The sequence below is a fragment of the Pseudomonas frederiksbergensis genome (genome assembly GCF_003732705.1).
Taxonomy (GTDB): domain Bacteria; phylum Pseudomonadota; class Gammaproteobacteria; order Pseudomonadales; family Pseudomonadaceae; genus Aquipseudomonas; species Aquipseudomonas frederiksbergensis_F.
The window spans coordinates 510,923-536,372 of the sequence record NZ_MOBR01000006.1; the positions used below are offsets into that span (position 1 = coordinate 510,923).

General features: G+C 59.6%; 26 protein-coding genes and 1 tRNA gene. 15 read left to right on the forward strand and 12 right to left on the reverse strand.

Features of this window, described 5'->3' with window-relative positions; genetic code table 11:
• Positions 1 to 111: 111 nt before the first annotated feature.
• The 5 genes from BK667_RS07335 to BK667_RS07355 are packed head-to-tail and all read right to left on the reverse strand — an operon-like array spanning position 112 to position 5,485.
• Complete coding sequence (locus BK667_RS07335) at positions 112 to 1,149, reverse strand: AbrB family protein (protein ID WP_123507576.1); 1,038 nt, start codon at positions 1,147 to 1,149, stop codon at positions 112 to 114.
• Complete coding sequence (locus BK667_RS07340; RefSeq protein WP_123507578.1) at positions 1,142 to 2,656, reverse strand: tripartite tricarboxylate transporter permease; 1,515 nt, start codon at positions 2,654 to 2,656, stop codon at positions 1,142 to 1,144. Before BK667_RS07340 ends, BK667_RS07335 begins: the two co-directional genes overlap by 8 nt.
• A 1-nt stretch (position 2,657) precedes the next feature.
• Positions 2,658 to 3,116 carry a tripartite tricarboxylate transporter TctB family protein gene (locus BK667_RS07345; RefSeq protein WP_123507580.1) on the reverse strand — a complete coding sequence of 153 codons (459 nt, stop codon included), beginning with the start codon at positions 3,114 to 3,116 and terminating at the stop codon, positions 2,658 to 2,660.
• A 59-nt stretch (positions 3,117 to 3,175) separates the two neighbouring features.
• Positions 3,176 to 4,153: a Bug family tripartite tricarboxylate transporter substrate binding protein gene (locus BK667_RS07350; RefSeq protein WP_123597196.1), complete on the reverse strand. Its 978-nt coding sequence runs from the start codon at positions 4,151 to 4,153 to the stop codon at positions 3,176 to 3,178.
• A gap of 39 nt (positions 4,154 to 4,192) precedes the next feature.
• Positions 4,193 to 5,485: an OprD family porin gene (locus BK667_RS07355; RefSeq protein WP_123597197.1), complete on the reverse strand. Its 1,293-nt coding sequence runs from the start codon at positions 5,483 to 5,485 to the stop codon at positions 4,193 to 4,195.
• A gap of 234 nt (positions 5,486 to 5,719) precedes the next feature.
• Between BK667_RS07355 and tctD the strand changes: the two genes are divergently transcribed.
• The gene (gene tctD / locus BK667_RS07360) at positions 5,720 to 6,391 is read left to right on the forward strand and encodes a two-component system response regulator TctD (protein WP_123406211.1); all 672 of its coding nucleotides are present in this window, start codon (positions 5,720 to 5,722) and stop codon (positions 6,389 to 6,391) included.
• Entirely contained in the window at positions 6,384 to 7,772 is a 1,389-nt protein-coding gene (gene tctE, locus BK667_RS07365) for a two-component system sensor histidine kinase TctE (RefSeq protein ID WP_123507586.1), read from the forward strand. The genes tctD and tctE overlap by 8 nt, the downstream gene beginning before the upstream one ends.
• An 89-nt stretch (positions 7,773 to 7,861) precedes the next feature.
• On the opposite strand, the gene BK667_RS07375 is transcribed toward tctE, so the two are convergent.
• Together BK667_RS07375 and ygfZ are read right to left on the reverse strand one after the other, a co-directional pair.
• Complete coding sequence (locus BK667_RS07375) at positions 7,862 to 8,683, reverse strand: HDOD domain-containing protein (RefSeq protein WP_123597199.1); 822 nt, start codon at positions 8,681 to 8,683, stop codon at positions 7,862 to 7,864.
• Positions 8,684 to 8,719: 36 nt separating this feature from the next.
• Positions 8,720 to 9,661 (reverse strand): CAF17-like 4Fe-4S cluster assembly/insertion protein YgfZ, encoded by a 942-nt coding sequence (ygfZ, locus tag BK667_RS07380; RefSeq protein ID WP_123597200.1) that lies wholly within the window; start codon positions 9,659 to 9,661, stop codon positions 8,720 to 8,722.
• A gap of 148 nt (positions 9,662 to 9,809) precedes the next feature.
• Here ygfZ and BK667_RS07385 point away from each other — a divergent pair, with 148 nt between their 5' ends.
• Together BK667_RS07385 and BK667_RS07390 are read left to right on the forward strand one after the other, a co-directional pair.
• Positions 9,810 to 10,064, forward strand: coding sequence for an FAD assembly factor SdhE (locus BK667_RS07385; protein ID WP_007944081.1), 255 nt, complete (start codon positions 9,810 to 9,812; stop codon positions 10,062 to 10,064).
• Positions 10,048 to 10,500, forward strand: coding sequence for a protein YgfX (locus tag BK667_RS07390; protein ID WP_123597201.1), 453 nt, complete (start codon positions 10,048 to 10,050; stop codon positions 10,498 to 10,500). Before BK667_RS07385 ends, BK667_RS07390 begins: the two co-directional genes overlap by 17 nt.
• On the opposite strand, the gene nadB is transcribed toward BK667_RS07390, so the two are convergent.
• On the reverse strand, positions 10,469 to 12,085 hold the full coding sequence (gene nadB, locus BK667_RS07395) for an L-aspartate oxidase (RefSeq protein ID WP_123507594.1): 1,617 nt from the start codon (positions 12,083 to 12,085) through the stop codon (positions 10,469 to 10,471). The two genes, BK667_RS07390 and nadB, sit on opposite strands and share 32 nt — an antisense overlap.
• Positions 12,086 to 12,643: 558 nt before the next feature.
• Here nadB and rpoE point away from each other — a divergent pair.
• The 4 genes from rpoE to BK667_RS07415 all read left to right on the forward strand — a co-directional run bounded on the left by rpoE (position 12,644) and on the right by BK667_RS07415 (position 16,482).
• Complete coding sequence (gene rpoE, locus BK667_RS07400; protein ID WP_007944079.1) at positions 12,644 to 13,225, forward strand: RNA polymerase sigma factor RpoE/AlgU; 582 nt, start codon at positions 12,644 to 12,646, stop codon at positions 13,223 to 13,225.
• A 30-nt stretch (positions 13,226 to 13,255) separates the two neighbouring features.
• Positions 13,256 to 13,843, forward strand: coding sequence for a sigma-E factor negative regulatory protein (locus BK667_RS07405; RefSeq protein ID WP_123507596.1), 588 nt, complete (start codon positions 13,256 to 13,258; stop codon positions 13,841 to 13,843).
• Positions 13,844 to 13,851: 8 nt separating this feature from the next.
• Entirely contained in the window at positions 13,852 to 14,811 is a 960-nt protein-coding gene (locus BK667_RS07410) for a MucB/RseB family sigma factor regulatory protein (protein WP_123507598.1), read from the forward strand.
• Between the two features lie 246 nt (positions 14,812 to 15,057).
• Positions 15,058 to 16,482 (forward strand): DegQ family serine endoprotease, encoded by a 1,425-nt coding sequence (locus BK667_RS07415; RefSeq protein ID WP_123507600.1) that lies wholly within the window; start codon positions 15,058 to 15,060, stop codon positions 16,480 to 16,482.
• Positions 16,483 to 16,553: 71 nt separating this feature from the next.
• Here the strand turns inward: BK667_RS07415 and BK667_RS07420 are convergent, their stop codons facing one another.
• Positions 16,554 to 17,987 carry a M48 family metalloprotease gene (locus tag BK667_RS07420; RefSeq protein ID WP_123507602.1) on the reverse strand — a complete coding sequence of 478 codons (1,434 nt, stop codon included), beginning with the start codon at positions 17,985 to 17,987 and terminating at the stop codon, positions 16,554 to 16,556.
• Positions 17,988 to 18,085: 98 nt separating this feature from the next.
• Between BK667_RS07420 and BK667_RS07425 the strand changes: the two genes are divergently transcribed.
• Together BK667_RS07425 and BK667_RS07430 are read left to right on the forward strand one after the other, a co-directional pair.
• Positions 18,086 to 18,325 carry a sulfurtransferase TusA family protein gene (locus tag BK667_RS07425; RefSeq protein ID WP_123507604.1) on the forward strand — a complete coding sequence of 80 codons (240 nt, stop codon included), beginning with the start codon at positions 18,086 to 18,088 and terminating at the stop codon, positions 18,323 to 18,325.
• 31 nt (positions 18,326 to 18,356) lie between these two features.
• A complete protein-coding gene (locus tag BK667_RS07430; RefSeq protein ID WP_123507606.1) occupies positions 18,357 to 19,427 on the forward strand; it encodes an AI-2E family transporter in 1,071 nt (356 codons plus the stop codon).
• A gap of 115 nt (positions 19,428 to 19,542) precedes the next feature.
• Here BK667_RS07430 and BK667_RS07435 read toward each other — a convergent pair whose 3' ends face one another.
• Both BK667_RS07435 and BK667_RS07440 read right to left on the reverse strand, forming a co-directional pair.
• Positions 19,543 to 20,016, reverse strand: a complete 474-nt coding sequence (locus BK667_RS07435; protein WP_123597202.1) for a peroxiredoxin — start codon at positions 20,014 to 20,016, stop codon at positions 19,543 to 19,545.
• A gap of 10 nt (positions 20,017 to 20,026) precedes the next feature.
• Complete coding sequence (locus BK667_RS07440; protein WP_054046705.1) at positions 20,027 to 20,587, reverse strand: glycine cleavage system transcriptional repressor; 561 nt, start codon at positions 20,585 to 20,587, stop codon at positions 20,027 to 20,029.
• Between the two features lie 328 nt (positions 20,588 to 20,915).
• Between BK667_RS07440 and dapA the strand changes: the two genes are divergently transcribed.
• The 5 genes from dapA (at position 20,916) to BK667_RS07470 (ending at position 24,605) form a co-directional block, all read left to right on the forward strand.
• Complete coding sequence (gene dapA, locus BK667_RS07450; protein ID WP_123507610.1) at positions 20,916 to 21,794, forward strand: 4-hydroxy-tetrahydrodipicolinate synthase; 879 nt, start codon at positions 20,916 to 20,918, stop codon at positions 21,792 to 21,794.
• 17 nt (positions 21,795 to 21,811) lie between these two features.
• Complete coding sequence (gene bamC, locus BK667_RS07455) at positions 21,812 to 22,927, forward strand: NlpB/DapX family lipoprotein (protein ID WP_123507612.1); 1,116 nt, start codon at positions 21,812 to 21,814, stop codon at positions 22,925 to 22,927.
• A 4-nt stretch (positions 22,928 to 22,931) separates the two neighbouring features.
• Entirely contained in the window at positions 22,932 to 23,690 is a 759-nt protein-coding gene (locus tag BK667_RS07460) for an MBL fold metallo-hydrolase (protein WP_123597203.1), read from the forward strand.
• A gap of 28 nt (positions 23,691 to 23,718) precedes the next feature.
• The gene (purC, locus tag BK667_RS07465) at positions 23,719 to 24,432 is read left to right on the forward strand and encodes a phosphoribosylaminoimidazolesuccinocarboxamide synthase (RefSeq protein WP_123507616.1); all 714 of its coding nucleotides are present in this window, start codon (positions 23,719 to 23,721) and stop codon (positions 24,430 to 24,432) included.
• An 83-nt stretch (positions 24,433 to 24,515) separates the two neighbouring features.
• A tRNA-Ser gene (locus tag BK667_RS07470) sits at positions 24,516 to 24,605 on the forward strand.
• Between the two features lie 80 nt (positions 24,606 to 24,685).
• Here BK667_RS07470 and BK667_RS07475 read toward each other — a convergent pair.
• A complete protein-coding gene (locus tag BK667_RS07475) occupies positions 24,686 to 25,246 on the reverse strand; it encodes a lipid-binding SYLF domain-containing protein (RefSeq protein ID WP_123507618.1) in 561 nt (186 codons plus the stop codon).
• Positions 25,247 to 25,450 lie beyond the last annotated feature (204 nt).

The following is a 25,450-nucleotide window of genomic DNA, read 5'->3' on the forward strand; positions in this document are numbered from 1 at the left end:
CACGCTCTGCGTGGGAATGCCTCAATGGACGCTCTGCGTCCGCTTTGGGACGCGGAGCGTCCCGGGCTGCATTCCCACGCAGAGCGTGGGAACGATCAGCACCTCGGTCTATCAGACTGAATCGGGCACCCGATTCCAATACTTGAACAACGGCTCCGCCAGAAACAACACAAACAGCAACCGCATCACCTGCATCGCCGTCACCAGCGGTACGGACAATTGCAGTGTCTCCGCCGTCAGACTCATCTCCGCAATCCCGCCAGGCATCATGCCCAATGTCAGCGAACGCAGATCCAGATGGGTCAGCGCACTTAAACCCAGCGCCGCCGCCGTGGCGATCAACATGGTCAGCACCGTTCCAATCAACGTCCGCCCCATAAACGACGGTGCACGGCGGAAGAACTGCCGATTGAAATGACACCCCAAGCCGCTGCCAATCAGCCATTGGCCAATCTGACTGCCGCCGTTGGGCAAGCCGATGTGCAAGTCCCAACCAATGCTCACCGCCGCGCTCACCAGCAACGGCCCGAACAGCCATGGGTTGGGCTGGCGCAAACGCTGCCAGATCCAGGCGAGCAGTGCGCCCGCCGGAAATAGAATCGCCAACCAACGCCAATCGACGACTGTGGAATGGCCAATCGGCGTACCATCCCCGAGCAAATACTTGAACGCCGCCGGCACACACAGCACCACCACCAGCACCCGCAGGCTTTGCCCCGCCGCAACCCGGCTGAGCACCGCGCCATTACGGGCGCCGAGGTTGACCATCTCCCCGGAACCGCCCGGCATGCTGGAAAAGAACGCTGTCGCGCGATCCTCCCCGGTGCGCCGCATCAACCAGACCCCGACCACACTGGACAGGCTGGTGACCAACGCACCGAAGAAAATCAAACCGAAATGGCTCAACACCTGCTCCATCACCACCGGGGTGAAGTGCAGGCCGATGCCGATGCCGACGATCCACTGCCCGCACTTGCGCCCGCCAGGGATTTCCGCCAATTGCCAAGGCGTGAGGCAGCGCACCAGGATGATCGCCAGCAACGAGCCGACCATCCACGGCAGCGGCCAGCCGACCTGGCTGGCGAGGTAGCCGCCGAGCAGGCCGACCAGCGGTGTTCCCCACCAGGTTTTGAAGGGACGATCAGACATCAGCAATGACGCGCCTCGCAATCGAACGTTTGCGCCAGATTCGCAGGATCGGTACCAGCAGCATGATGGCCGTGAGCACCCACACGCCAAAGGTGATCGGGCTCGACCAGAGGATTTCCAGCGCACCGTTGGAAATCGACAGGGCGCGCCGCAGGTTCTGCTCCATCAAGCCGCCAAGGATGAAGCCCAGCAGCACCGGCGACAATGGGAAATCCAGTTTGCGCAGGATGTAGCCGAAGATCCCGATGCCGACCATCAAAAACAGATCGAAGGTGGTGGCGTGTACGGCGTAGACGCCGATCCCGGTAATGATCGCGATCACCGGCACCAGTGCCCAGTTCGGCACGGCGAGGATGCGGGTGAAGATGCGGATCATCGGGATGTTGAGGATTACCAACATGATGTTGGCAATGAACAACGAAGCGATCAGGCCCCAGACGATGTCCGGTTGCTGTTGGAACAACAGCGGGCCTGGGGTGATGTTGTACAGCGACAGCGCGCCGATCATCACCGCCGTGGTGCCCGAACCGGGAACGCCGAGGGTCAGCATCGGCACCAGGGCGCCACAGGCCGAAGCACCGATAGCCGTTTCCGGGGCAGCAAGGCCGCGCATGTCGCCCTGGCCGAACGTGCCTTTGGCGCCGGCGATGCGTTTTTCGGTCATGTAGGCCACAGCGCTGGCCAGCGTCGCGCCCGCACCCGGCAACACGCCCATGATGAAACCCAGCAAGCCGCAACGGATGTTCACCACGAACACCGACGACGCTTCCTTGAAGTTGAACATCATGCGCCCGGTGGCTTTCACCGCTTCCTGACCGCGATGGGTTTTCTCCAGCAGCAGGAGAATTTCGCTGATGGAGAACAGGCCCAGCACCAACACGACGAACTGAATGCCGTCGGTCAAATGGATGTTGTCCCCGGTGAAGCGGTACACGCCGCTGTTGGCATCGATGCCGACGCTCGACAGAAACAGGCCGATCAGCGCCGCGATAAAAGTCTTCAGCGGACGATCACCGGCCATGCCGCCGAGGCAGACAATCGCGAACACCATCAACACGAAGTATTCCGCCGGGCCGAAAGCGATCGCCCATTTCGCCAGCAGCGGGGCGAACAGCACCATGCCGCAAGTGGCGATGAACGCGCCGATGAACGAACTCCACGCCGACAGCGACAACGCCACGCCGGCCAGGCCTTTGCGGGCCATCGGGTAACCGTCGAGGGTGGTCATCACGGTGGACGCTTCGCCCGGAATGTTCAGCAGGATCGAACTGATTCGTCCGCCGTATTCGCAACCCAGGTACACCGCCGCCAGCAGGATCAGCGCCGATTCCGGCGGCAGACCCAGGGCGAAGGCAATCGGGATCAACAGCGCCACACCGTTGATCGGGCCCAGGCCCGGCAACAGGCCAACCACGGTGCCGATCAATGTGCCGCACAGTGCGGTCACCAGGTTGTACGGGCTCAGCGCGACGCCGAAACCCTGGCCCAAATAGCCAAACGTATCCATATCAGTTCTCCAGAACGTCGAGCAGCCCGAGGGGCAGCGGCACGTCCATCAACTTGTCGAACAGCAGGTAGAGGCCAACGCTCATCAGCGTGGTGACGACGATGCTGGGCAGCCAGCGCCCGCCGTACAGGCGCGCCATCGGGATGCCGATCAGGATGCTGCTGAGAATGAAGCCCAAGGGTTCGAACAGCCCGGCGAAGATCAGCAACAGGACGATGCAGATGCCGATCTTGTTCAGGGTTTCGCGGTCGAGTTTCGGATCGTCTTCGCTGTGCACGATGGGCGTCGGGCGAAACAGCATGTACAACAAACCGAGGCCCATCAGGCCCAACATCAACAGCGGAAAGGCCCGGGGTCCTACAGGTTCATAGGAAAAAGCCGCTTGATACGGCCACGCCATCAGCGCCAGGCCTATACAGACCGCCAGCAGCACCGAAGCAAAAATGCGTTGTACGAGCATGGAAAACTCCTGTGCCGCGACCCCGCACAAGCGAGGCCGCAGCCGCTAGACAGAGGCGATCACTGGATCAGGCCGAATTCTTTGGCCAGCACTTTGTAGTCCGCGACTTGCTTCTTCACGTAGGTGTCCAGCTCCGGGCCGGTCATGGCGAACGGGAACAGTTCACGCTGATCACGCAGCTTGGCGAAGTCGTCGGACGCCAGCAGTTTGTCGAAGGCGTCTTTCCACCAGGCGTAGTCTTCGTCGCTGACTTTTGGCCCAAGGTAGAAGCCGCGAACCACCGGCCAGACGATGTCGTAGCCTTGCTCCTTGGCGGTCGGGATGTCCTTCATTTCCGGCTCGTCCAGACGCTTCTCGGAGAACACCGCCAACAGGCGCATGTCACCGCTCTGGATGTGCGGCATGGAGTCGGAAATGTCGGTGCTTCCGACCTGGATATGACCGCCGAGCAGGGCAGTGGCGATTTCACCGCCACCTTCGAGGGCGACATAACGCAGGTCACGCGGGTTGATCCCGGCAGCCTTGGCGATCAGCGCGGTTTGCATCCAGTCCTGGCTGCCCACGGTGCCGCCGGAGCCGATCACCACTTTGCTCGGATCTTTCTTCAGCGCCTGAACGAGATCGTCGAGGGTCTTGTAGGGCGAATCGCTTTTCACTGCGATAGCGCCGTAGCTGGTGCCGACCGCAGCCAACCAACGCACGTTGGTTTCATCGAAACGCCCGAATTTGCCTTGGGCCAGGTTCAGCAACGAGCCGCTGGACCACGCCACCAGCGTTCCGGCATCGGCCGGACGCTGGGCAACCACCGCGTTGTACGCCACCGCGCCGACACCGCCGGGCATGTAGGTCACGCGCATCGGTTTGGTCAGCAGTTTTTCATTCAGCAGCGCGCTTTGCGCCAGTTTGCAGGTCAGGTCAAAACCACCGCCGGGGGAGGCCGGGGCGATGCATTCCGGGCGCTTGGGCTCAGCCATCAATTGGCCGGCGAACAGCAGGGCGCTGGCGGTGAGAGCAACTTTACGCAGTGATAAGTTCATTCAAGTCTCCTTGGGAGTTGTTGTTATGGACGTACTGAATTACCAAAGGGCAACGCTATAGCTCACCAGCAGACGCACTTCATCGGCATCGCGAGCGGAGTAGTTGGAGCGGTAGGTGGCATTACGCAGGCGCACGGCGACGTCCTTGAGTGCGCCGCTTTGTACTACATATTTGATCTCGGTATTGCGTTCCCACTCCTTGCCTTCGTCACCGTTCTTGAGCTTGATGTTGTCGCCGCTCAGGTAACGGCTCATGAAACTCAGGCCGGGGATGCCGAGTTTGGCGAAGTCGTAGTCGTAGCGCGCTTGCCAGGAGTGTTCTTCGGCGCCGGCAAAGTCGTTGATCTGCACAAAGTTGACCAGGTACGGGTCGGCGCCATCGACATACGGAAACGCGCTGTCGCCAGACATGTGCTGGTAACCGGCGCTGAATTTATGCCCGCTCAAGGCATAGCTCACCAGACCGTTCAGGGAATTGTTGTCGATCTTGCCGCCACGGGCCGCGCCCTGGTCATCACTGATGGCCAGTCGCAGGTCGGTGCCGAAGGTGCCCGGGCCGAACGGCTGCGAGGCGATCACGCCGAGGAAGTGCTGGTTATAGACCTCATCGAGTTGCGCGAAGTGGTAGCTGCCGGTGATCTTGTCGGTGAACTTGTAATCCACGCCGCCAAAATCGAAGTGCTTGCCAGCGGCCGTGCCGGCAAAGCGACTGTTCTTGTTGTTGAGGGCAATGTCCTCGAAATCGGTGCTGTCGCGGTCCTTGGCTTTCTCCAGTCGGCCACCGGTGAAGGTCAGGTTCTTGATCTCTTTGGAGGTGAGCAGGCCGCCTTCAAAAGTCTGCGGCAAAGTGCGTCCGTCGTTGGGCTTGAGGATCGGCAGTTCCGGAATCAGGCTGCCGATTTTCAGTTCGGTGGCGGAGATTTTTATTTTGCCGGTCAAGCCCAGCTTGGAGTACTCGTCGGCGGCGCGGCCGTCATCGTGGGTCGGCAGCAGGCCGGTGCCGGTACGATCGGGACTCGAATCGAGCTTGACCCCCAGCATGCCCAACGCATCGACACCGAACCCCACGGTGCCGTCGGTATAACCCGATTGCAGATTGAGCAGAAACCCCTGGGCCCATTCGTCACGCTTGGATTGCTGGGCGCTGGTGCCGTCGCGAAAGTCGCGGTTGAAATACATGTTGCGGGTTTCGAGGGTTGCCGTACTGTCTTCGAAGAAGGCAGCCTGGCTCAACGGCGAAAAGCCGGCGAAGGCGGCGGCACTGGCAAGGGCGGTGTGGCTGAGGCGGGGAAAACGAACAGGCGGGCGAGCCTGAAGCTGCATGGACAGCATCGTGAAGTACTCCGTTATTGTTCTTATTGGCGAAAACGCTTCGTGGCGTTTTTCGTATTCGCTAGTGCGCTAGCGACGGGCAGCCGGAACTGTCCGTGGCCGGACTCTAACCGGCTAACCTTTCGCTAACCTTTCAGCTGACTTTCACGGTTTTCGGGCTTCACAGCGGCGGATGCGGCTGTAAACTCCGCGCCAAAGAATGGCGTCGACCATCCCTGAACGAGGTAAGTATCCATGCGTGTCCTGCTCGTCGAAGACCATCTGCAGCTCGCCGAAAGTGTTGCCCAGGCGCTTAAGAGCACCGGGTTGACCGTGGATGTCTTGCACGACGGCGTGGCGGCCGACCTGGCCCTGAGCAGCGAGGAATACGCCATGGCGATCCTCGACGTCGGCCTGCCGCGCATGGATGGTTTCGAAGTGCTGGCGCGGCTGCGGGCCCGGGGCAAGAACCTGCCGGTGTTGATGCTGACCGCTCGCAGCGACGTCAAGGATCGGGTCCACGGCCTGAATCTGGGCGCCGACGATTACCTGGCCAAACCGTTCGAACTGACTGAACTCGAAGCTCGGGTCAAAGCCCTGTTGCGCCGCAGCGTGCTGGGGGGTGAACGTCAGCAGACCTGCGGCGTGCTGGCTTATGACCTGGACACCCGGCGCTTCACCCTCGGCGAAGAATTGCTGACCCTGACGTCTCGCGAGCAGGCAGTGCTTGAAGCGTTGATCGCTCGTCCCGGTCGGGTGATGAGCAAGGAGCAATTGGCTTCTCAGGTGTTTGGCCTGGACGAAGAGGCCAGCCCCGACGCCATCGAAATCTACGTCCACCGCTTGCGCAAGAAACTCGACGGCCAACCGGTGGCGATCGTGACCTTCCGCGGCCTCGGCTATTTGCTGGAAAGCCGCGATGCATAAGCCCAGCAGCCTGCGTTGGCGGTTGCTGTGGAACCTGGCGTTGTTGCTGGTGGTGTTGATGCTGGCCAGTGGTTTGAGCGCTTATTGGAATGGTCGCGAAGCGGCGGACACCGCTTACGATCGCACCTTGCTGGCCTCGGCGCGGACCATTGCCGCCGGGGTTTCCCAGCGTGACGGCACCCTCAGCGCCGATGTCCCTTATGTCGCTCTCGACACGTTTGCCTACGACAGTGCCGGGCGCATCTTTTATCTGGTCAACGACATCCACCAGAACCTGATCTCCGGTTACGAAAACCTTCCGCCGCCACCGCCGGGTACGCCGCGCACCGATGACTATCCGGCGCTGGCACGTTTCTATAACGCCGTTTATCGCGGGCAGAACGTCCGTGTGGTGAGTTTGCTCAAACCGGTGAGCGAACCGAACATGAATGGCATGGCGGAAATCCGCGTCGCTGAAACCGACGAGGCACGGGTCAGCATGGCGCGCAGCCTGGCGGCGGATACGTTGCTGCGCCTGGGGATGTTGGCGATTGGTGCATTGTTGTTGGTCTGGTTCGCGGTCAGTGCGGCGCTGCGCCCGCTGGAGCGTTTGCGCACGGCGGTGGAGGAGCGGCAATCGGATGACCTGCGTCCTTTGCCGCTGGTGGAAGTGCAGCGTGAATTGTGGCCGTTGGTGCGGGCGCTCAATCACTTTACCGAGCGTCTGCGCGGGCAGTTCGAGCGTCAGGCGCAATTCATTGCCGACGCCGCGCATGAATTACGTACGCCGCTGGCGGCGCTCAAGGCGCGACTCGAACTGGGGCTGCGTGCCAGCGAACCGCAAACCTGGCGTAGCACCCTGGAAACCGCCGCCCAGGGCACTGATCGCCTGACACATTTGGCTAATCAGTTGCTGTCCCTGGCACGGGTCGAAAACGGCGCGCGGGCGATTGCCGAGGGCGGCGCGCAATTGCTGGACCTTAGCCAGTTGGCCCGAGAGTTGGGCATGGCGATGGCGCCGCTGGCCCACGCACGGGGCGTGGCGCTGGCGCTGGAGGCGGAGGAACCGGTGTGGCTGCGCGGCGAGCCGACGCTGTTGAACGAATTGCTGAGCAATCTAGTGGACAACGCCCTGGCCCACACGCCGCCGGGTGGCAATGTGATTCTGCGGGTGACGGCACCAGCGGTGCTGGAGGTCGAGGACGATGGGCCGGGCATTCCCCTGGAAGAGCGTGATCGGGTGTTCGAGCGCTTTTATCGACGCAACCAGCAGGTCGCGGGTTCGGGGTTGGGGTTGGCGATTGTGGGGGAGATTTGTCGTGCGCATTTGGCGCAGATCAGCCTTCACGATGGCGAGAAGGCAGGGTTGAAGGTTCGGGTGAGTTTTATTGCCGGGGAGTGAGGGCGTTTTCGATGGCCTCTTCGCGGGCAAGCCTCGCTCCTACAGGAATCGTTCGAAACCTGTAGGAGCGAGGCTTGCCCGCGAAGCTTTTAATAAAACATCGACCGCGACTCTTCCAGATCCCGGCACATCGCCTCATTCTCCGGATCAATCCCCAGCTTCTTGAACGCCGGCACATTGAACGCATCGATCCGAGCCAGCGGATGGTCGGTGTCCTTGTGGCAATACAGGCTCGCGACCTGCACCACGTCGACATAATCGACACGTTTGGAATCACGCTTGAAGTCCAGGTACTGCCCCGGCAATTTCACCAGCATTTCCGGAAACTCCCAGACGCTGAGCAATTTGTCGCCCAGCAGCGGGTGAATGCGGTCGATCACATGGTTGAGGCTGACCGGGTCCGAGAGCAGCTCATAGTGATCCTCGGCGTAGGTCAGGATCGGCAGTACGCCAATCTGATGCACCAGGCCGCCGAGCGCCGCCTGATCGGGTTTGAGTTGGGTGTAGCTGCGGCACAGCGCGTAGCTGATCCCGGCGATTTCCAGGCTTTTGCGCCAGACATCGCGCATTTTCTGTTCCACGACTTCGGAGCGGGCGTGGAAAATCTGCTCCATGACCAGACCAATCGCCAGGTTACTGCTGTAGTTCACGCCTAACCGGGTGATGGCCGTGTGCAGGTCGGTGACTTCCTGGGTCGCACGCAACAACGGGCTGTTGACCACTTTGATCAGGCGCGCCGACAACGCGGTATCGCGACCGATCACTTTACTCAGGGTGCTAACGCTGATCTCCGGATCTTCAGCGGCCTTGCGAATCTGCAGGGCCACTTCCGGTAATGTTGGCAGAACCAGGTCATCGTTATCGATGGCCTCAACCAAATCCTGTTGGACCTTATCCGCCAGCTCACTCATTTCTGTTCTCTAGGGTCTTGCATAAAAATACTGCTGTCAGCGCTGGATTTCTTTATCGCGATCCAGGGCGTAAGGCAGGTCGAGCAAGTGCAGGGCAGGGCCTTCGAGCGCCGCCAGGTGGATGTCACCGGCCTCTGCTGCTTCGGCTTGCAGCACGGCCAGGAGTTCAATGTTTTGCTCGCTGCGGGCGGCAATCACGACTTCGCCGATCGAACTGCCGTGACTCGGCGCAAACAGCTGGGTGCCGGGCTCGGGCAAGTCACTGGCGTCCAGTTGCAGGCGATACAAGCGACGCTTGAGTTTGCCCAGGTATTGCATCCGCGCGACGATTTCCTGGCCGGTGTAGCAGCCTTTCTTGAAACTAACGCCGCCGACGGCTTGCAGGTTGAGCATCTGCGGGATGAACAGCTCGCGGGTACTCGGCATGACCTGGCCGATCCCAGCGCGAACCTGACCCAGCAGCCACTGATTCAGCTCGCCTTCGGCCAGCAGAGCGGACAGCTTGCCCTTGATGGCGTCCGCTTGATCGGCGGCAACCCAGAGTTCGGCGCGTTCCGGTGAGACGCGAATGGCGATCAAGCCGTCATTGCGCGCAACGCTGTCGGTGTCTGCCGGCAACTCAAGACCCAGGCTGCTCAGTGCCGCATCGCCGTGGTCGAGGCCGAAGCGAACCCAGGCGGCGCTTTCGTCGGTCAGTTTGGATTTGGAGAACACAGCATACTTTTTCAGGTCTGCCAGTTGTGGCTCCAGCAGCTCGGTGGCCATGGCCAGGAGCACGCCGTCGCCTTCCAGCAGAATGCGGAAACTCGACTGCATCCGGCCCTTCTGGGTGCAGCGGGCACCGAGACTGGCCTGGGTGTCGCTCAGGTAGTTGAGGTTGCAGGTCAGTTGGCCCTGCAGGAATTTGCCGGCATCCGCGCCGCGGACCGCGAGAATGCCTTCGTGTGACAGGGTGCAGAAAAAAGCAGAATCGGCCATGGGTCATCGCAGGGTAAAGAGTCTGGAGGACATCATAAGGGTGCGCCCTTGAAATGGGTAGTTCACAAAAGGACAGGAGGCCCGACCAAAGCCGACTGTTCGCTCAAGCTTTGGGCTGTATACTTGCCGCCTATTTGAGGAGCGCTCCATGGTCGAAGATGTTGAACTGAATCGCCTCTACTGGCACAGCCGCCGCGGCATGCTTGAGCTTGACGTGTTGCTGGTGCCGTTCGTGAAAGAGGTCTATCCGCACCTCAATGATGTCGACCGCGATTGCTACCGCAAGCTGCTCGAATGCGAAGATCAGGACATGTTCGGCTGGTTCATGGAACGTGCCGAATCGGAAGATCCGGAGCTTCAGCGCATGGTTCGCATGATCCTGGATCGTGTCCAGCCCAAGTAATGCGTTCGAATGCCGCTGGCATGCCTCACGGCAGTTGCTGGCGGCTTATGGTTTGGCCCAGCTATTCGCGCTGGGTTCGTTGTTTCTTCTTTCTATACCGGTCTGGGCCAGTCTGCTCGGCGTTTTTCTGTGCGCAGCTCACGGATTTTGGACGCTGCCGCGACAGATTCTGCTGACACATCCCCAAGCGTTTTGCGGTTTTCGCCGCGACGCCGATGGCTGGCAGGTGTGGAATCAGGCGAGCGGCTGGCAGCCGGCACAACTGCGACCGGACAGCTTGGCGCTACCGTCGGTCGTGGTGCTGCGGTTTAGACTGAGGGGCGAGCGGCGAGTCAGGACGATCTGCGTGCCCCGGGATGCGCAGGCGGCGGATCTGCACCGACGCCTGCGGGTCCGGTTGAAGTTCAGTCGGCGTAGGTGGGCGGCACCAGAATAGTGTCCAGCGCCTCCGGCAGCAGGTTCGGGTAGTCGAGGGTGTAATGCAGGCCGCGACTTTCCTTGCGTTCCATCGCTGACCGGATCATCAGCTCCGCCACCTGAGCCAGGTTGCGCAACTCGATCAAATCCCGGCTGACTTTATAGTTGCTGTAGAACTCATCGATTTCGTCCAGCAACAGGCGCACCCGATGCTGCGCCCGTTGCAAACGCTTGTTGGTGCGCACGATGCCCACGTAGTCCCACATGAATCGCCGCAGTTCATCCCAGTTGTGCGCAATGATCACGTCTTCGTCGGAGTCGGTCACCTGGCTCGCATCCCAGACGGGCAGGGCGATGGGGATCGAAATCTGCGGCAACTGCTGGAGAATGTCCGCCGCTGCCGAACGTGCGTAGACGAAGCATTCCAGCAGCGAGTTGCTGGCCATGCGGTTGGCGCCGTGGAGGCCGGTGAAGCTGGTTTCGCCAATGGCGTACAGGCCCGGCACATCGGTGCGGCCCTGCTGATCGACCATCACGCCGCCGCAGGTGTAATGCGCCGCCGGCACCACCGGGATCGGTTGCTTGGTGATGTCGATGGAAAATTCGAGGCAGCGCTCATAAACAGTCGGGAAGTGGGTCTTGATGAACGCTTCCGGCTTGTGGCTGATGTCCAGGTAGACGCAATCGATCCCTAGACGCTTCATTTCATGGTCGATGGCCCGGGCGACGATGTCCCGTGGCGCCAGTTCGGCACGCGGGTCGAAACGCTGCATGAAGCGTTCGCCATTGGGCAGCTTCAGGTGTGCACCTTCGCCGCGCAGGGCTTCGGTGATCAGGAAACTCTTGGCCTGAGGGTGATACAGGCAGGTGGGGTGAAACTGGTTGAATTCCAGGTTCGCCACTCGGCAGCCAGAGCGCCAGGCCATGGCGATGCCATCACCGCAGGCGCCGTCGGGGTTGCTGGTATAGAGGTAGACCTTGGCGGCGCCGCCGGATGCGAGGATCACGAAGCGTGCGCCGTAGGTGTCGACTTCCCCGCTGGCGCGATTGAGCACATAGGCGCCGAGGCAGCGATCGCCTTCCAGGCCCAGGCGTTTTTCGGTGATCAGGTCAACGGCGACCCGTTGTTCCAGCAGTTCGATGTTCGGGCGTTTTTTCGCCTGATCGAGCAAGGTTCTGAAAATCGCTGCGCCCGTGGCATCGGCGGCATGGATGATGCGCCGATGGCTGTGGCCGCCTTCTCGGGTCAGGTGGAACTCGAAACCACCGTCTTCGGTGCCGGATTGCTCGTCCCGCGTGAAGGGGACGCCTTGGTCGATCAACCACTGGATGGCTTCTTTACTGTGCTCGACGGTAAAGCGCACGGCGTCTTCATGGCACAGGCCACCGCCGGCATTGAGGGTGTCATCGACGTGGGATTCAACGGTATCGGTGTCATCCAGCACGGCGGCGACACCGCCCTGGGCCCAGAACGTCGAGCCATTGGCGAGGTCGCCTTTGCTCAGTACGGCGATGCGCAGGTGACCGGGCAAGGTCAGCGCAAGGCTCAAACCGGCAGCGCCGCTGCCAATCACCAGGACATCATGTTGAAACTGTTGGCTCATTTCAGGATTCCGCTCAAAGCGACCCGGGTCGGGGTTGGCGCAAGACACCTGGATCGGCGAGTCAGGCAGCCACACAGCCCACTAGTATATAGAGGGGGGGAGCGGCACAATAGCCGGGCCTACATGGCATTGTGAAACTACTGTGACGGAAAAGACTGGACGCTTCGTCGGATGTTTTTTTCGCCGGTTCGGCGACAAGACGACTGTATCAACGATTTAACAGTCTTTTTCGCCCCACGGTTGCACAATGTCGGTTGCACCCGGCTATAAATATTTGGAACTTTTGCCAAAGGCCCAAGATCAATAGCTGGTTGCCTGAATCAAGGGACAGTGTCGGCTTCAGTGCGGGACCTGCGGTTTGGTCCTTGCCGGCGAATCCGATGACAAGATTATTCGCGCAGCCGGGTTATCCCGAGCTGCGCTTTTCGTGCGTGCCAAATCAGAGCCCGCAGGAAACTTGCTTGGAGGGGGAGAACTTTTGCGAAAAGCCCGAGTCTATGTTTGCAAGTCTGGTCGTTTAGTTATGCAAGCCTCCTTCGAGCTTATCGAGGAGTGTTCATGCTAACCCAGGAAGAGGATCAGCAGCTGGTCGAGCGCGTTCAACGCGGCGACAAGCGAGCTTTCGATCTGCTAGTGCTGAAATATCAGCACAAAATTCTCGGGTTGATCGTGCGTTTCGTGCACGACACCCATGAAGCCCAGGATGTCGCACAGGAAGCCTTTATCAAGGCGTACCGTGCACTTGGTAATTTCCGCGGAGACAGCGCGTTTTACACGTGGCTTTACCGCATCGCCATTAACACGGCGAAAAACTATCTGGTTTCACGCGGCCGTCGGCCGCCGGATAGTGATGTCAGTTCCGAAGACGCAGAGTTCTACGACGGCGATCATGGCCTCAAGGATCTCGAGTCGCCAGAACGCGCATTGCTGCGGGATGAGATCGAAGGCACCGTCCATCGAACCATCCAGCAACTTCCAGAAGATTTACGTACGGCCTTAACTTTACGTGAATTCGATGGTCTGAGTTACGAGGACATTGCAGCCGTCATGCAATGCCCGGTGGGTACCGTGCGCTCCCGGATTTTCCGGGCTCGGGAAGCCATCGATAAAGCCCTGCAGCCGTTGTTGCAGGAAAACTGAGACAGCGGCGACAGCCAAGAGAGGAACGCCATGAGTCGTGAAGCCCTGCAGGAATCGCTGTCCGCAGTGATGGATAACGAAGCGGATGAGCTGGAATTGCGTCGGGTACTGAATGCCTTTGACGATGTTGAAACCCGCGAAACCTGGGCTCGTTACCAGATCGCTCGGGCAGTCATGCATAAGGATCTGCTGCTTCCACGTCTGGACATCGCTGCGGCAGTCTCTGCTGCGCTGGAAGACGAAGCCGTCCCGGCCAAGGCATCTCGCGGTCCATGGCGCAGCCTGGGTCGTCTGGCTGTCGCTGCTTCGGTAACCGTTGCTGTATTGGCAGGTGTTCGTCTGTACAACCAGGACGAAATTGCTGGTGTCGAATTGGCTCAGCAATCCACGCAGTCCACCCTGGCGGTTCCACAAGTCAAGGGTCCGGCTGTATTGGCAGGCTATAGTGAGAGTTCGGAAGCCACTGGCCCTATGGCCAACGGCGTATTGCAAGGTCAGCCGGGCTGGCACGATCAGCGTCTGCCAAGCTACTTGCGCCAACATGCTCAACAGGCTGCACTGAAAGGCACTGAAAGCGCTCTGCCTTACGCTCGTGCAGCAAGCCTGGAAAACCGCTAAGGAGGATCATGCGCGCCATACCTTTACTTACGCTTCTGCTCGGTGGCTGGTTTGTTGTTCCAGCCCACGCCGATGAAGCCCAAGACTGGTTGACACGTCTGGGTCAGGCCGAGCAACAGCAAAGCTTTAACGGTACTTTTGTTTACGAGCGTAACGGTAGTTTTTCTACCCATAACATCTGGCACCGCGTCCAGGATGGCAAGGTCCGCGAGCGTTTACTCCAGCTCGACGGCTCGGCACAGGAAGTCGTGCGCATTGATGGACATACTCAATGCGTCAGCGGCACCCTGATCGCAGGGCTGGGGGACTCTCCCAACTCTGCTGCTCGTGCACTCGATCCACAAAAGCTCAAGAATTGGTACGACCTTGCCGTCATCGGCAAGTCGCGTGTGGCTGGGCGTGCGGCGGTGATTGTTTCACTGACGCCGCGCGATCAGCATCGTTACGGTTTCGAGTTACACCTGGACAAGGAAACTGGCTTGCCCCTCAAGTCATTGCTGTTGAATGACAAGGGTCAGTTACTGGAACGCTTCCAGTTCACGCAACTGGACACCGCCGAGGTTCCGTCGGACAGTGATTTGCAGGCCGGCCCGGATTGCAAGGCGCTCACGCCCAACGCGGATAAAGCCACTGCCCTCAAGACCGCAGATGAGTGGCATTCGGACTGGCTGCCGCCAGGTTTCGAACTCAGCAGCAGTTCTTCGCGCAAAGACCCTGAAACCAAAACTCAAGTCAGCAGCCTGATGTACGACGATGGCTTGGCCCGTTTCTCGGTGTTCCTTGAGCCATTGAACGGCGCAACAGTCACCGATACGCGTACTCAACTGGGTCCAACCGTCGCCGTTTCCCGGCGCTTGACCACCCCCCAGGGCGAGATGATGGTGACCGTGGTCGGTGAAATTCCGATTGGCACCGCCGAACGAATTGCGCTGTCCATGCGCAATAGTGCTGCTACGGCCAAACAGTGAGCTGAATGGTGATGCTCATGGATCGGCGATTTGATTGTGCGAGAGGTCAGCAATGCCTATCCCGCCATTGAGATGTCGAAATGTTTGGTGAGCATTTTCATTTGCAAATACCCCCGGATTTTTCTATAGGTCAGAGCCTCTCGGCTCTGGCCTTGTTTGTTGTTCCCGGAACAAAAATACCGGCGTATCGTTCCCGGTGTTCCTTGCTCCATATCGCTTAACCATGCTCGTCGTAACGGGAGCCGTATGTCGATACCACGCTTGAAGTCTTATCTTTCCATTTTTGCCACCGTGCTAGTGCTCGGTCAGGCGGTCCCTGCTCAAGCGGCCGAATTGCCTGACTTTACGCAACTGGTCGAACAGGCCTCGCCCGCAGTGGTGAACATCAGCACCACGCAAAAACTGCCGGATCGCAAAGTGTCGGGCCAGATGCCTGATCTTGAAGGCTTGCCGCCAGCGCTTCGCGAGTTCTTCGAGCGCGGCATGCCGCAGCCGCGTTCGCCCCGTGGCGATCGTCAGCGTGAAGCCCAGTCCCTGGGCTCGGGTTTCATCATCTCGCCTGACGGTTACATCCTGACCAACAATCACGTCATTGCCGATGCCGACGAAATTCTCGTCCGTCTGGCCGACCGCAGTGAGTTGAAAGCCAAGCTGATCGGCACTGACCCACGTTCCGACGTGGCGCTGTTGAAAATCGAAGGCAAGGACCTGCCCGTTCTGAAACTCGGCAAATCCCAGGACCTGAAGGCCGGCCAGTGGGTTGTCGCCATCGGTTCGCCGTTCGGTTTCGACCACACCGTGACCCAAGGTATCGTCAGCGCCATCGGTCGTAGCCTGCCGAATGAAAACTATGTTCCGTTCATTCAGACCGACGTGCCGATCAACCCGGGTAACTCCGGCGGCCCGCTGTTCAACCTGAACGGTGAAGTGGTCGGGATCAACTCGCAGATCTACACCCGTTCCGGTGGCTTCATGGGCGTGTCGTTCGCGATCCCTATCGATGTAGCGATGGACGTCTCCAATCAGCTGAAAAGCGGCGGCAAAGTCAGCCGTGGCTGGTTGGGTGTAGTGATCCAGGAAGTGAACAAGGATCTGGCCGAATCGTTCGGTCTGGAGAAGCCGGCCGGTGCGCTGGTGGCTCAGATCCAGGATGACGGCCCGGCGGCGAAGGGTGGCCTGCAGGTCGGTGACGTGATCCTGAGCATGAACGGTCAACCGATCGTCATGTCCGCTGATCTGCCGCATCTGGTCGGCGCGCTCAAGGCAGGCTCCAAGGCCAATCTTGAGGTGATCCGCGAGGGCAAGCGCAAGAATGTCGAGCTGACCGTCGGCGCTATCCCGGAAGAAGGCAAGGAACTGGACGCCGTGCCGAAAACCGGTGTCGAAGGCAGCAGCAACCGCTTAGGTGTTTCTGTCACCGAGCTGACCGATGAACAGAAGAAAACCTACGACCTCAAGGGTGGTGTGGTGATCAAGGAGGTTCAGGACGGTCCTGCTTCGTTGATTGGCCTGCAGCCAGGCGATGTGATTACGCACCTGAACAATCAGGCGATCGGCTCCACCAAGGAGTTCACCGAGATTGCCAAGGCGCTGCCGAAGAACCGCTCGGTGTCGATGCGGGTTCTGCGTCAGAATCGCGCCAGCTTCATCACCTTCAAACTGGCTGAATAAACCGGTTGTCGGCTGAATAAAAAACCGCCTCGAAAGAGGCGGTTTTTTTGTGCCCGGATTTTGTAAAAAAATCAGCCCATCATGTCCTTGATCATCCGCTCCTGCTCCATCAGCTCGCGTTGCCGTGCATCGATCCGCGACGACAATGGGAAGTTGCCGCCGGCCTTGCGCTTGGCGAAGTCCAGTTGCTGGATGGCCTGGCGGTAGTCGCCGACCAATGCGAAATATTCGGCGCGCGCCTGATGCAAGCCGATGATGTTGCCCGACAGGCCGCGAGTTTCCGCCACCATGTACCACACGTCCGGATCGTCCGGACGGGACTTGAGCAGGTTTTCCAGGGCTTTTTCCGCATCGGCGGTGCGGTTCTGTTTGAGCAGCAAATCGACACGAACCTGGTTCAGCGGGTAGTTGCCCGGAAACTGGGTGAGCAGCCGGTCGACCCGGGTCTGGGCGTCCGGCAGGCGATTGTTGGTGATGTCCAGATCAACCTGGGCCAGGTTGTAGATGATCTCGTTCGGCGCTGTAGCCAACAGTTGCTTGAGATTCTCTCGGGCTTCATTCAGCTGGCCACCTTTGATCTGGGCAATGGCCAGGCCATAACGGGCGACATCGCTTTTCGGGTTTTCATCGAGTTGCGCGCGAAAGCGTTTGGCGCCCAGGCCAGGGGTTTCTTCATAAATCAGCTGCACCCGTGCTCGAATCAGCTGATAACGCATGCTGTCTTCGATGCCGCCCTGTTTGGATTGTTCGGCACGGTTGCGGGTGTCGGCGATCCGCGATTCGGTCACCGGGTGAGTCAACAGGAATTCCGGTGGCTTTGCGTCGAAGCGGTACTGGCGCATCAAGCGTTCGAACATATTTGGCATTGAGCGCGGGTCGTAACCGGCCTTTTCCAGATTGATGATGCCGATCCGGTCAGCCTCCTGCTCGTTCTGACGCGAGAAGCGCCGTTGTTCCTGAATCGCGGCGGCCTGGGTGCCGGCAATGGTGGCGATCCCGGCATCGCCGGCACCGGCGGCGGCAATCACGATCCCGGCCAGCAGGGCGGCCATCATCGGCACTTGCATGCGTTGCGAAGCTTCAACACCACGAGCGAAGTGGCGTTGCGACAAGTGAGCCAATTCGTGAGCCAGTACCGACGCGTATTCGCCCTCGGTCTGGGCATTGAGGAACAAGCCGCCATTGACCCCGACGATCCCGCCTGGCGCGGCAAAGGCGTTCAGCTCCGGGCTGTTGATCAGGATGAACTCCAGGCGCCGGTCAGTCACTTGACTGGTTTCGACCAGTTTGTAAACGCTGGATTCGACGTAGTCCTTGAGCTGCGGATCATTGAGCTGCTGGACCTGACTGCGCAGCATCGCCAGCCACGCGCGGCCCAACTGGTGTTCCTGTTGCGGCGAGACGATGGCAGAACTGGCATCACCGAGTGACGGCAGGTCGTCGGCGAAGCCTGGTGAGGCGAGCAGGCAAGCGAGCGTCAGCAGGGTAGGGCGCAAAAAAGTCATGCACAAAGCCTTAGTCGACAAAGACCTTACTGTAGCCGGACAGTGGGCTTCGGACCAGATATTCTAGGCCGCTCAACCACCTGACCCGGAGTGATGCAATGACCGATGCTGTAGCCCATGACGTTGAACTGGACGCCAGTGGCCTGAATTGTCCGTTGCCATTGCTCAAGGCCAAGTTGGAGCTCAATCGGATGACCAGCGGCGCGGTGCTCAAGGTGATCGCCACGGACGCGGGCTCCCAGCGCGACTTCCGCACCTTTGCACGATTGGCCGGTCATACGCTGCTGCGTGAAGAAGACGAGGCGGGTGTTTACCGCTATTGGTTGAAAAAAGCCTGAAACCGGCTGCGTTCGTTACTAAGGATTATTGATGTTCAAAGTGTTACGCGACTGGATTCAGCGCTACTTCTCCGATGAAGAAGCCGTGGTGTTGGCGGTGCTGCTGTTCCTGGGGTTTACCGCGGTGCTCACCTTGGGCGGCATGCTCGCGCCCGTGCTGGCCGGGATGGTGTTGGCGTATCTGATGCAGGGACTGGTCGTCACCCTCGAGCGTCTACGCATGCCCGGTGGCGTGGCCGTGGGGCTGGTTTTTGCGTTGTTCATGGGGGTGTTGCTGGTGTTCATCGTGGTCGTGGTGCCGTTGCTCTGGCATCAGTTGATCACGTTGTTCAACGAGTTGCCCGGGATGCTCGCCAAGTGGCAGTCGCTGCTGTTGCTGCTGCCTGAGCGCTACCCGCATCTGGTGTCCGACGAGCAAGTGCTGCAAGCCATCGAGGTGGCCCGGGGCGAGATCGGCAAGTTTGGTCAGTGGGCACTGACGTTCTCGTTGTCGAGCCTGCCGCTGCTGGTCAACATCATGATCTACCTGGTGTTGGTGCCGATCCTGGTGTTCTTCTTCCTGAAAGACCGGGAAATGATCGGGCACTGGGTTCGCGGCTACCTGCCGCGGGAGCGGGCGCTGATCACCCGCGTCGCCCATGAAATGAACCGGCAGATCGCCAACTACATTCGGGGCAAGGTCATCGAGATTTTCATCTGCGGTGGCGTGACGTACATCGGTTTCGTCGTGCTGGGACTCAACTACGCGGCGCTGCTGGCGTTGCTGGTGGGCGTATCGGTGGTGGTGCCTTACGTCGGCGCCGTGGTGGTGACCGTGCCGGTGATGCTGATCGCTTTGTTCCAGTGGGGCTGGAGTGATCAGTTCATCTACCTGATGGCGGTCTACGGGATCATTCAGACCCTGGATGGCAACGTGCTGGTGCCGCTGCTGTTCTCGGAGGCGGTCAATCTGCACCCCGTGGCGATCATCTGCGCAGTGTTGTTGTTTGGCGGGTTGTGGGGCTTCTGGGGGGTGTTCTTTGCGATTCCCCTGGCGACGCTGTTCAAGGCTGTGCTGGATGCATGGCCGCGCAAGGAGCCGGTGGTGGCGCCGCTGCTTTAATTGTCAGCTTTGAGGGCCTCTTCGCGGGCAAGCCTCGCTCCTACAAGGACAGCGCAATAAATAACTGTAGGAGCGAGGCTTGCCCGCGAAGGCGCCGGAACAGGCGCCCACAATATCAGGCTTTATTGAGGGCCTGAGCCGCAGCCAAAACCGCATCCACATGCCCCGGCACCTTCACGCCGCGCCATTCCTGACGCAACACACCGTTTTTGTCGATCAGGAAAGTGCTGCGATCAACGCCCATGTATTCCTTGCCGTAGAGCTTTTTCAGTTTGATCACGTCGAACAGTTGGCAGAGCGCTTCTTCCTTGTCGCTGATCAGCTCGAAGGTGAATGCTTGCTTGGCCTTGAAGTTCTCGTGGGATTTCAGGCTGTCGCGGGACACGCCGAAGACTTCGGTGTTGGCGGCTTTAAAAGCCTCCAGCTGGTCGCGAAAGCCCTGGCCCTGGGTCGTGCAGCCGGGAGTGCTGTCCTTCGGATAGAAGTAAATCACCACCTGCTTGCCTTTGAGGCTGGCAAGGCTGACGGTTTGCCCGCTGGTGGCGGGTGCTTCGAAGTCGGTAACCGGTTGGTCGATAGCAACGGCCATGAAAGCTTCCTTACATTGGGTTTTGTGGGCGCCACGGTTCGATCAGGGCGTCCAGGTTCAGCGCGTCGGCGAAATCCAGGAACTGATCGCGCAGCCAACTGATTTGCACGCCGGCCGGCAATGTCACGGTAAACGTGGCATTGAGCATGGTGCCGCCGGTCTGTGGCGCCTGATAGGTGTCGCAGGTCAGGTTTTCCAGCTCGACGTTGTGGTCCATGAAGAACTGGCACAACTCGTTGATGATGTCCGAGCGATAGGCCGAGCTGACATAGGCGACGTACGGCAGGGCCTGTGGACGGTTCTCCAGGGCCGCGCTGCGCACCACGTTGACCGTGAAGGCGTGCTTCTTGGCGAGGATCGGCAGGCTGCCTTCCAGGCGGGCCAGGGCGTCCCAGCTGCCGGAGATCTCGAGGATCAGGGCACTGCACTCGCCATGACGGGTCAGGCGAGAAGTGACAACGGCGCAGCGGTTTTCATGGCTGGCGCGGCACAGGACGTTAGTCAGCTCCATGGGGTTGGCGCCGAGGGCACTGATGACAAGGAATTGTTCGCGAACTGTGGGGGTGGACATGCAGCATTCCTAAAGCGATGAGCGGTCGATACTTCTACGGGCTTTTTTTACCGGGGGCGACCCTGCGCAGACGAATTCAGAAAACCCGAGCCGAAGGTTGCAACGTGCTCCAGAGTGGCGGGAGCGAGGGGTGGCAACGCTGGATCGGGGCTTGTGATGCCGAAAATGGAGGCTGGAACCCGGCGTACGAGCTTATCAGTACCGATCAAAGTCTGAAGGGTAGCGAAAAGCAGCGCCAAGGGGAATGGCAGCAGCGCAGTACTTCGCTTGTACAAGCATCTTGGCGCCAGTACCATTACGGCTCTCTTTTTCCGGCAGGAGCGGTTGCATGATTGCGGGCAGTATGGTGGCACTGGTCACACCCATGGATGCACAAGGTCGTCTCGATTGGGACAGCCTGAGCAAACTGGTGGACTTTCACCTGCAAAACGGCACCCACGCCATCGTGGCGGTCGGTACTACAGGTGAATCGGCCACGCTAGACGTGAACGAGCACATCGAAGTGATTCGTTACGTGGTCAAGCAGGTTGCAGGGCGCATCCCGGTCATCGCCGGCACCGGTGCGAACTCGACGCGCGAGGCCATCGAGCTGACCACCAATGCCAAGAGCGCCGGCGCCGACGCCTGCCTGCTGGTCACGCCGTACTACAACAAACCGACTCAGGAAGGCTTGTACCAGCACTTCAAGGCCATCGCCGAAGCCGTCGATATCCCGCAGATCCTCTATAACGTGCCTGGCCGCACCGCGTGCGACATGCTGGCCGACACCGTGATCCGCCTCTCGACCGTGAAAAACATCATCGGCATCAAGGAAGCCACCGGCGACCTGGGCCGTGCCAAGGCGATCATCGAAGGTGTCAGCAAAGACTTCCTGGTGATCTCCGGTGATGACGCGACGGCTGTCGAGCTGATTCTGCTGGGTGGTAAAGGCAACATCTCGGTGACCGCCAACGTCGCCCCGCGTGATATGGCCGACCTGTGCAACGCCGCGCTGAAAGGCGATGCCGTGACCGCTCGTGCCATCCACGAAAAACTGATGCCGCTCAACAAGACCCTGTTTATCGAATCCAACCCTATCCCCGTGAAATGGGCACTGCATGAAATGGGCTTGATGCCGGACGGTATCCGTCTGCCGCTCACCTGGCTCAGCGCTGCCTGTCACGAACCGCTGCGGCAGGCCATGCGCCAGTCCGGCGTCCTGGTTTAATTGAGGAAGTACAACGCATGAAGCGAATGGCCGGACTTTCCGCACTTGCCTTGATTATCTCCAGCACCAGTGGCTGCGGATGGATCTGGGGCCCGGAAGGTTACTTCCGTGACCGTGGTAGCGATTACCTGGAAGCGCAACAGACTGCACCGATGCAATTGCCACCGAATGTCAACACCGCCAAACGTCTGGATCCGCTGTTGCCGATCCCGCGTAACGTGGCCGATGACACCGCCAAGGGCGAATACATCGTGCCTCGTCCGCAACCGCTGTCGGCGATTGCTGACGCCAGCGACTACACCCTGCAAAAAAGCGGTGACTCGAGCTGGGTCATGGGCCAGCACCCACCGGCCGAAGTCTGGCCAGTGGCGGTGCAGTTCTTCCAGGACAACGGCTTCCGCCTGGATGAACAACGTCCGCAAACCGGCGAATTCACCACCACGTGGCAGCATTCCGATGAACTGTCCGCAGCCATGGCCAAGCGCCTGAGCGCTGCCGGCATCAGCGCCGACAACGAAACCCGCGTGCGGGTCCGCATCGAGCCAGGCGTGCAGCGCAACACCAGTGAAATCTACGTGGTCAGCGCCCAGCGTCCTTCGGGCAGCACCGCCGACGTCGATTTCACCAACCGTTCGGTCAACACTGGCCTGGACGCGGCATTGGTGGACGATTTGCTCGCAAGCATGAGCCGCACGGCCGAGAAGGGTGGTTCGGTGTCGATGCTGGCTTCCCAGGACTCCGATAAGCCAAGTCGTGTCAGCCTGAGCGAAGACGGCAGCGGCAACCCGATCCTGAACGTCGGTCCGGACCTGGATCGTGCCTGGTCGAGCGTCGGTCGTGCGCTGGAACAGGGCGAATGGCGCGTTGAAGACATCAACCGCAGCCTGGGCCTGTACTACATCAACCTGTCGGAAAAAGCCGAGAAGAAAGACGAAAAGCCTGGCTTCTTCAGCAGCCTGTTCGGCAGTGCGCCGACCAAGGAAGAAGTTGAAGCCCGTGCCGAGCGTTATCAGGTTCGCCTGAGCAAGGTTGGCGAGAACGTCCAGGTCACCGTCGAGAAAAACATCAACACCGTCGCGCCTGCTGATGTGGCGCGTAAAGTGTTGAGCGTGATTCAGGACAACCTGGGCTGATCACATGCGTTTTGCCGTTCTCGGCAGCGGTAGCCAAGGGAACGGCACGCTGATAGCCAGCGCTGATACGTACGTGCTGGTGGATTGTGGTTTCTCCCTGCGGGAAACCGAAAAACGCCTGTTGCGCCTCGGGGTAAACCCGGCGCAACTGAGCGCGATACTCGTGACCCACGAACATGCCGACCACGTGCATGGCGTGGGTTTGCTGTCTCGGCGCTACAATCTGCCTGTCTACCTCAGTCGCGGCACCCTGCGCGGGATGCGCAAACCGATCGAACCCGCGGGCTTCCTGGCCGGCGGCGAGCAATTGCAAATCGGCGTCCTGAACATCGAAGTCATTGCCGTGGCCCACGATGCGCAGGAACCGACCCAGTACGTGTTCAACGACGGTGAGCGGCGCTTCGGCCTGTTGACCGACCTGGGCTCGTATTGCAGCAAGGTGCTGGACGGCTATCGGGACCTCGATGCATTGATGATCGAGTCCAACCATTGCCGTGACATGCTGGCTCGCGGTCACTACCCGTACTTCCTGAAGCAGCGGGTGGGCGGTGAACTGGGACATTTGAACAACCATCAGGCGGCATTCCTGGTGGCCGAGTTGGGCTGGCAAGGCCTGCAACACCTGGTCCTGGCCCATCTGAGCAGCAAGAACAACCTGCCGCAGCTGGCCCGGCAATGTTTTGTCGACACCCTCGGGTGCGACCCGGACTGGCTGCAACTGGCCGATCAAGATTCAGGGCTCGACTGGCGACACATCGCCTAGCCCACCTACTTAGCAAGCGGAGCCCATCATGGAAAAACGTGAAGAACTCTACCGCGGCAAAGCCAAATCGGTTTTCAAGACCGACGACGCTGACCGCTTGATCCTGCTGTTTCGCAACGACACCTCGGCGTTCGACGGCAAGCGTATCGAGCAGCTCGACCGCAAAGGCATGGTGAACAACAAGTTCAACGCCTTCATCATGCAGAAACTCGAAGCCGCCGGCGTGCCGACTCAATTCGACAAACTGCTGGGCGACAACGAATGCCTGGTGAAAAAACTCGACATGATCCCGGTCGAGTGCGTCGTGCGTAACTACGCCGCGGGCAGCCTGGTCAAGCGTCTGGGCGTTGAAGAGGGCTTGAAGCTCAACCCTTACACCTTCGAACTGTTCCTCAAGGACGACGCCAAGGGCGACCCGTTCATCAACGAATCCCACGTCGTGGCATTCGGTTGGGGCACCGCCGAGCAACTGGTTCGCATGAAAGAACTGTCGCTCAAGGTCAATGAAGTCCTGAGCAAACTGTTCGACGACGCCGGCCTGCTGCTGGTCGACTTCAAACTTGAATTCGGCGTGTTCTCCGACGGCTCCATCGTCTTGGGCGACGAATTCAGCCCGGACGGCTGCCGTCTGTGGGACAAGGCCACCGGCAAGAAAATGGACAAGGACCGCTTCCGCCAAGGTCTCGGTGACGTCATTGAAGCCTACGAAGAAGTCGCCAATCGTCTGGGTGTACCGCTTTAATCGACGCAAGCATCTGATAGCACGGAAAAATTTCGCTTAGGGGGTTCGCTTCCGGCGAAAGTGTTGTTATGATGCGCGCCGTTGGAGAGATGCCAGAGTGGCCGAATGGGACGGATTCGAAATCCGTTGTACCTTCACCGGTACCTAGGGTTCGAATCCCTATCTCTCCGCCATTATTGAACAAGACGAAGCCCCCGTAATCATTGCTGATTACGGGGGCTTTTTCGTTTCTGGGTTTTTGTTCAGGGCAAATTTAGCGCTTGATCAGCGAAATCTTCGTCCCCTCAATGCTGACCCCGGCCATTAACCCCTGTTGGTCGAAGATGTAGGCGTACGCATCGTCTTTCAGCGTCGAGCTGGACAGGTTTTTCGCAACGCCTTCATCAACTACCACAACAGTTGGCCCTACGCCGATTTCCCAGCCCTTGGTTTCGCGGACGTATTTCACCGCTTTATCGGTCATCAAAAAGACCACATAGCCATAAGACTGGGCGCCTGCTTGCAGCCCCCACGAGCCGGTGACGGAGTTGTAGTAACCCTCTACTTGCTTGCCCTTTAACAATTCGCCTTCGCCATAGCTACCACCGAACACAAGGCCTGCCTTGATGATTTTCGGGAAGACCAGAATAGCTTTGGCGTTGTGCGCGATGGTTTCGGCAAAGGGTGTGCCCTTGTAGAGCCTTTGTAATGCCTGCCGAGAGTCGGTATTCAGATCCTCGGCGGTGGCCGCGCCTGCAGTGTTGAGGAGGCTTGTCGATGCCAATGATGCTGTGGCGAGAAAGACTGAAAGGAAGAACCGCATTGACTGAGTCATATCCGTACTCCGATAAGGGAGCATTGGATGGGAGCAGCAGTCCGCGCCTGCATTAAACAGGAACCGAACCCACTGAACGTTATCCGGCGCACCCTGAAATGTGTGAATCCCAAGCTTCGCTCTTGAATGAAACAGGGCCTGAGGCCTTTGATCAGTCGCGATGCCGTCACTTGTTATGACCCCTGTGGAAGGGCCGGGTTCGTT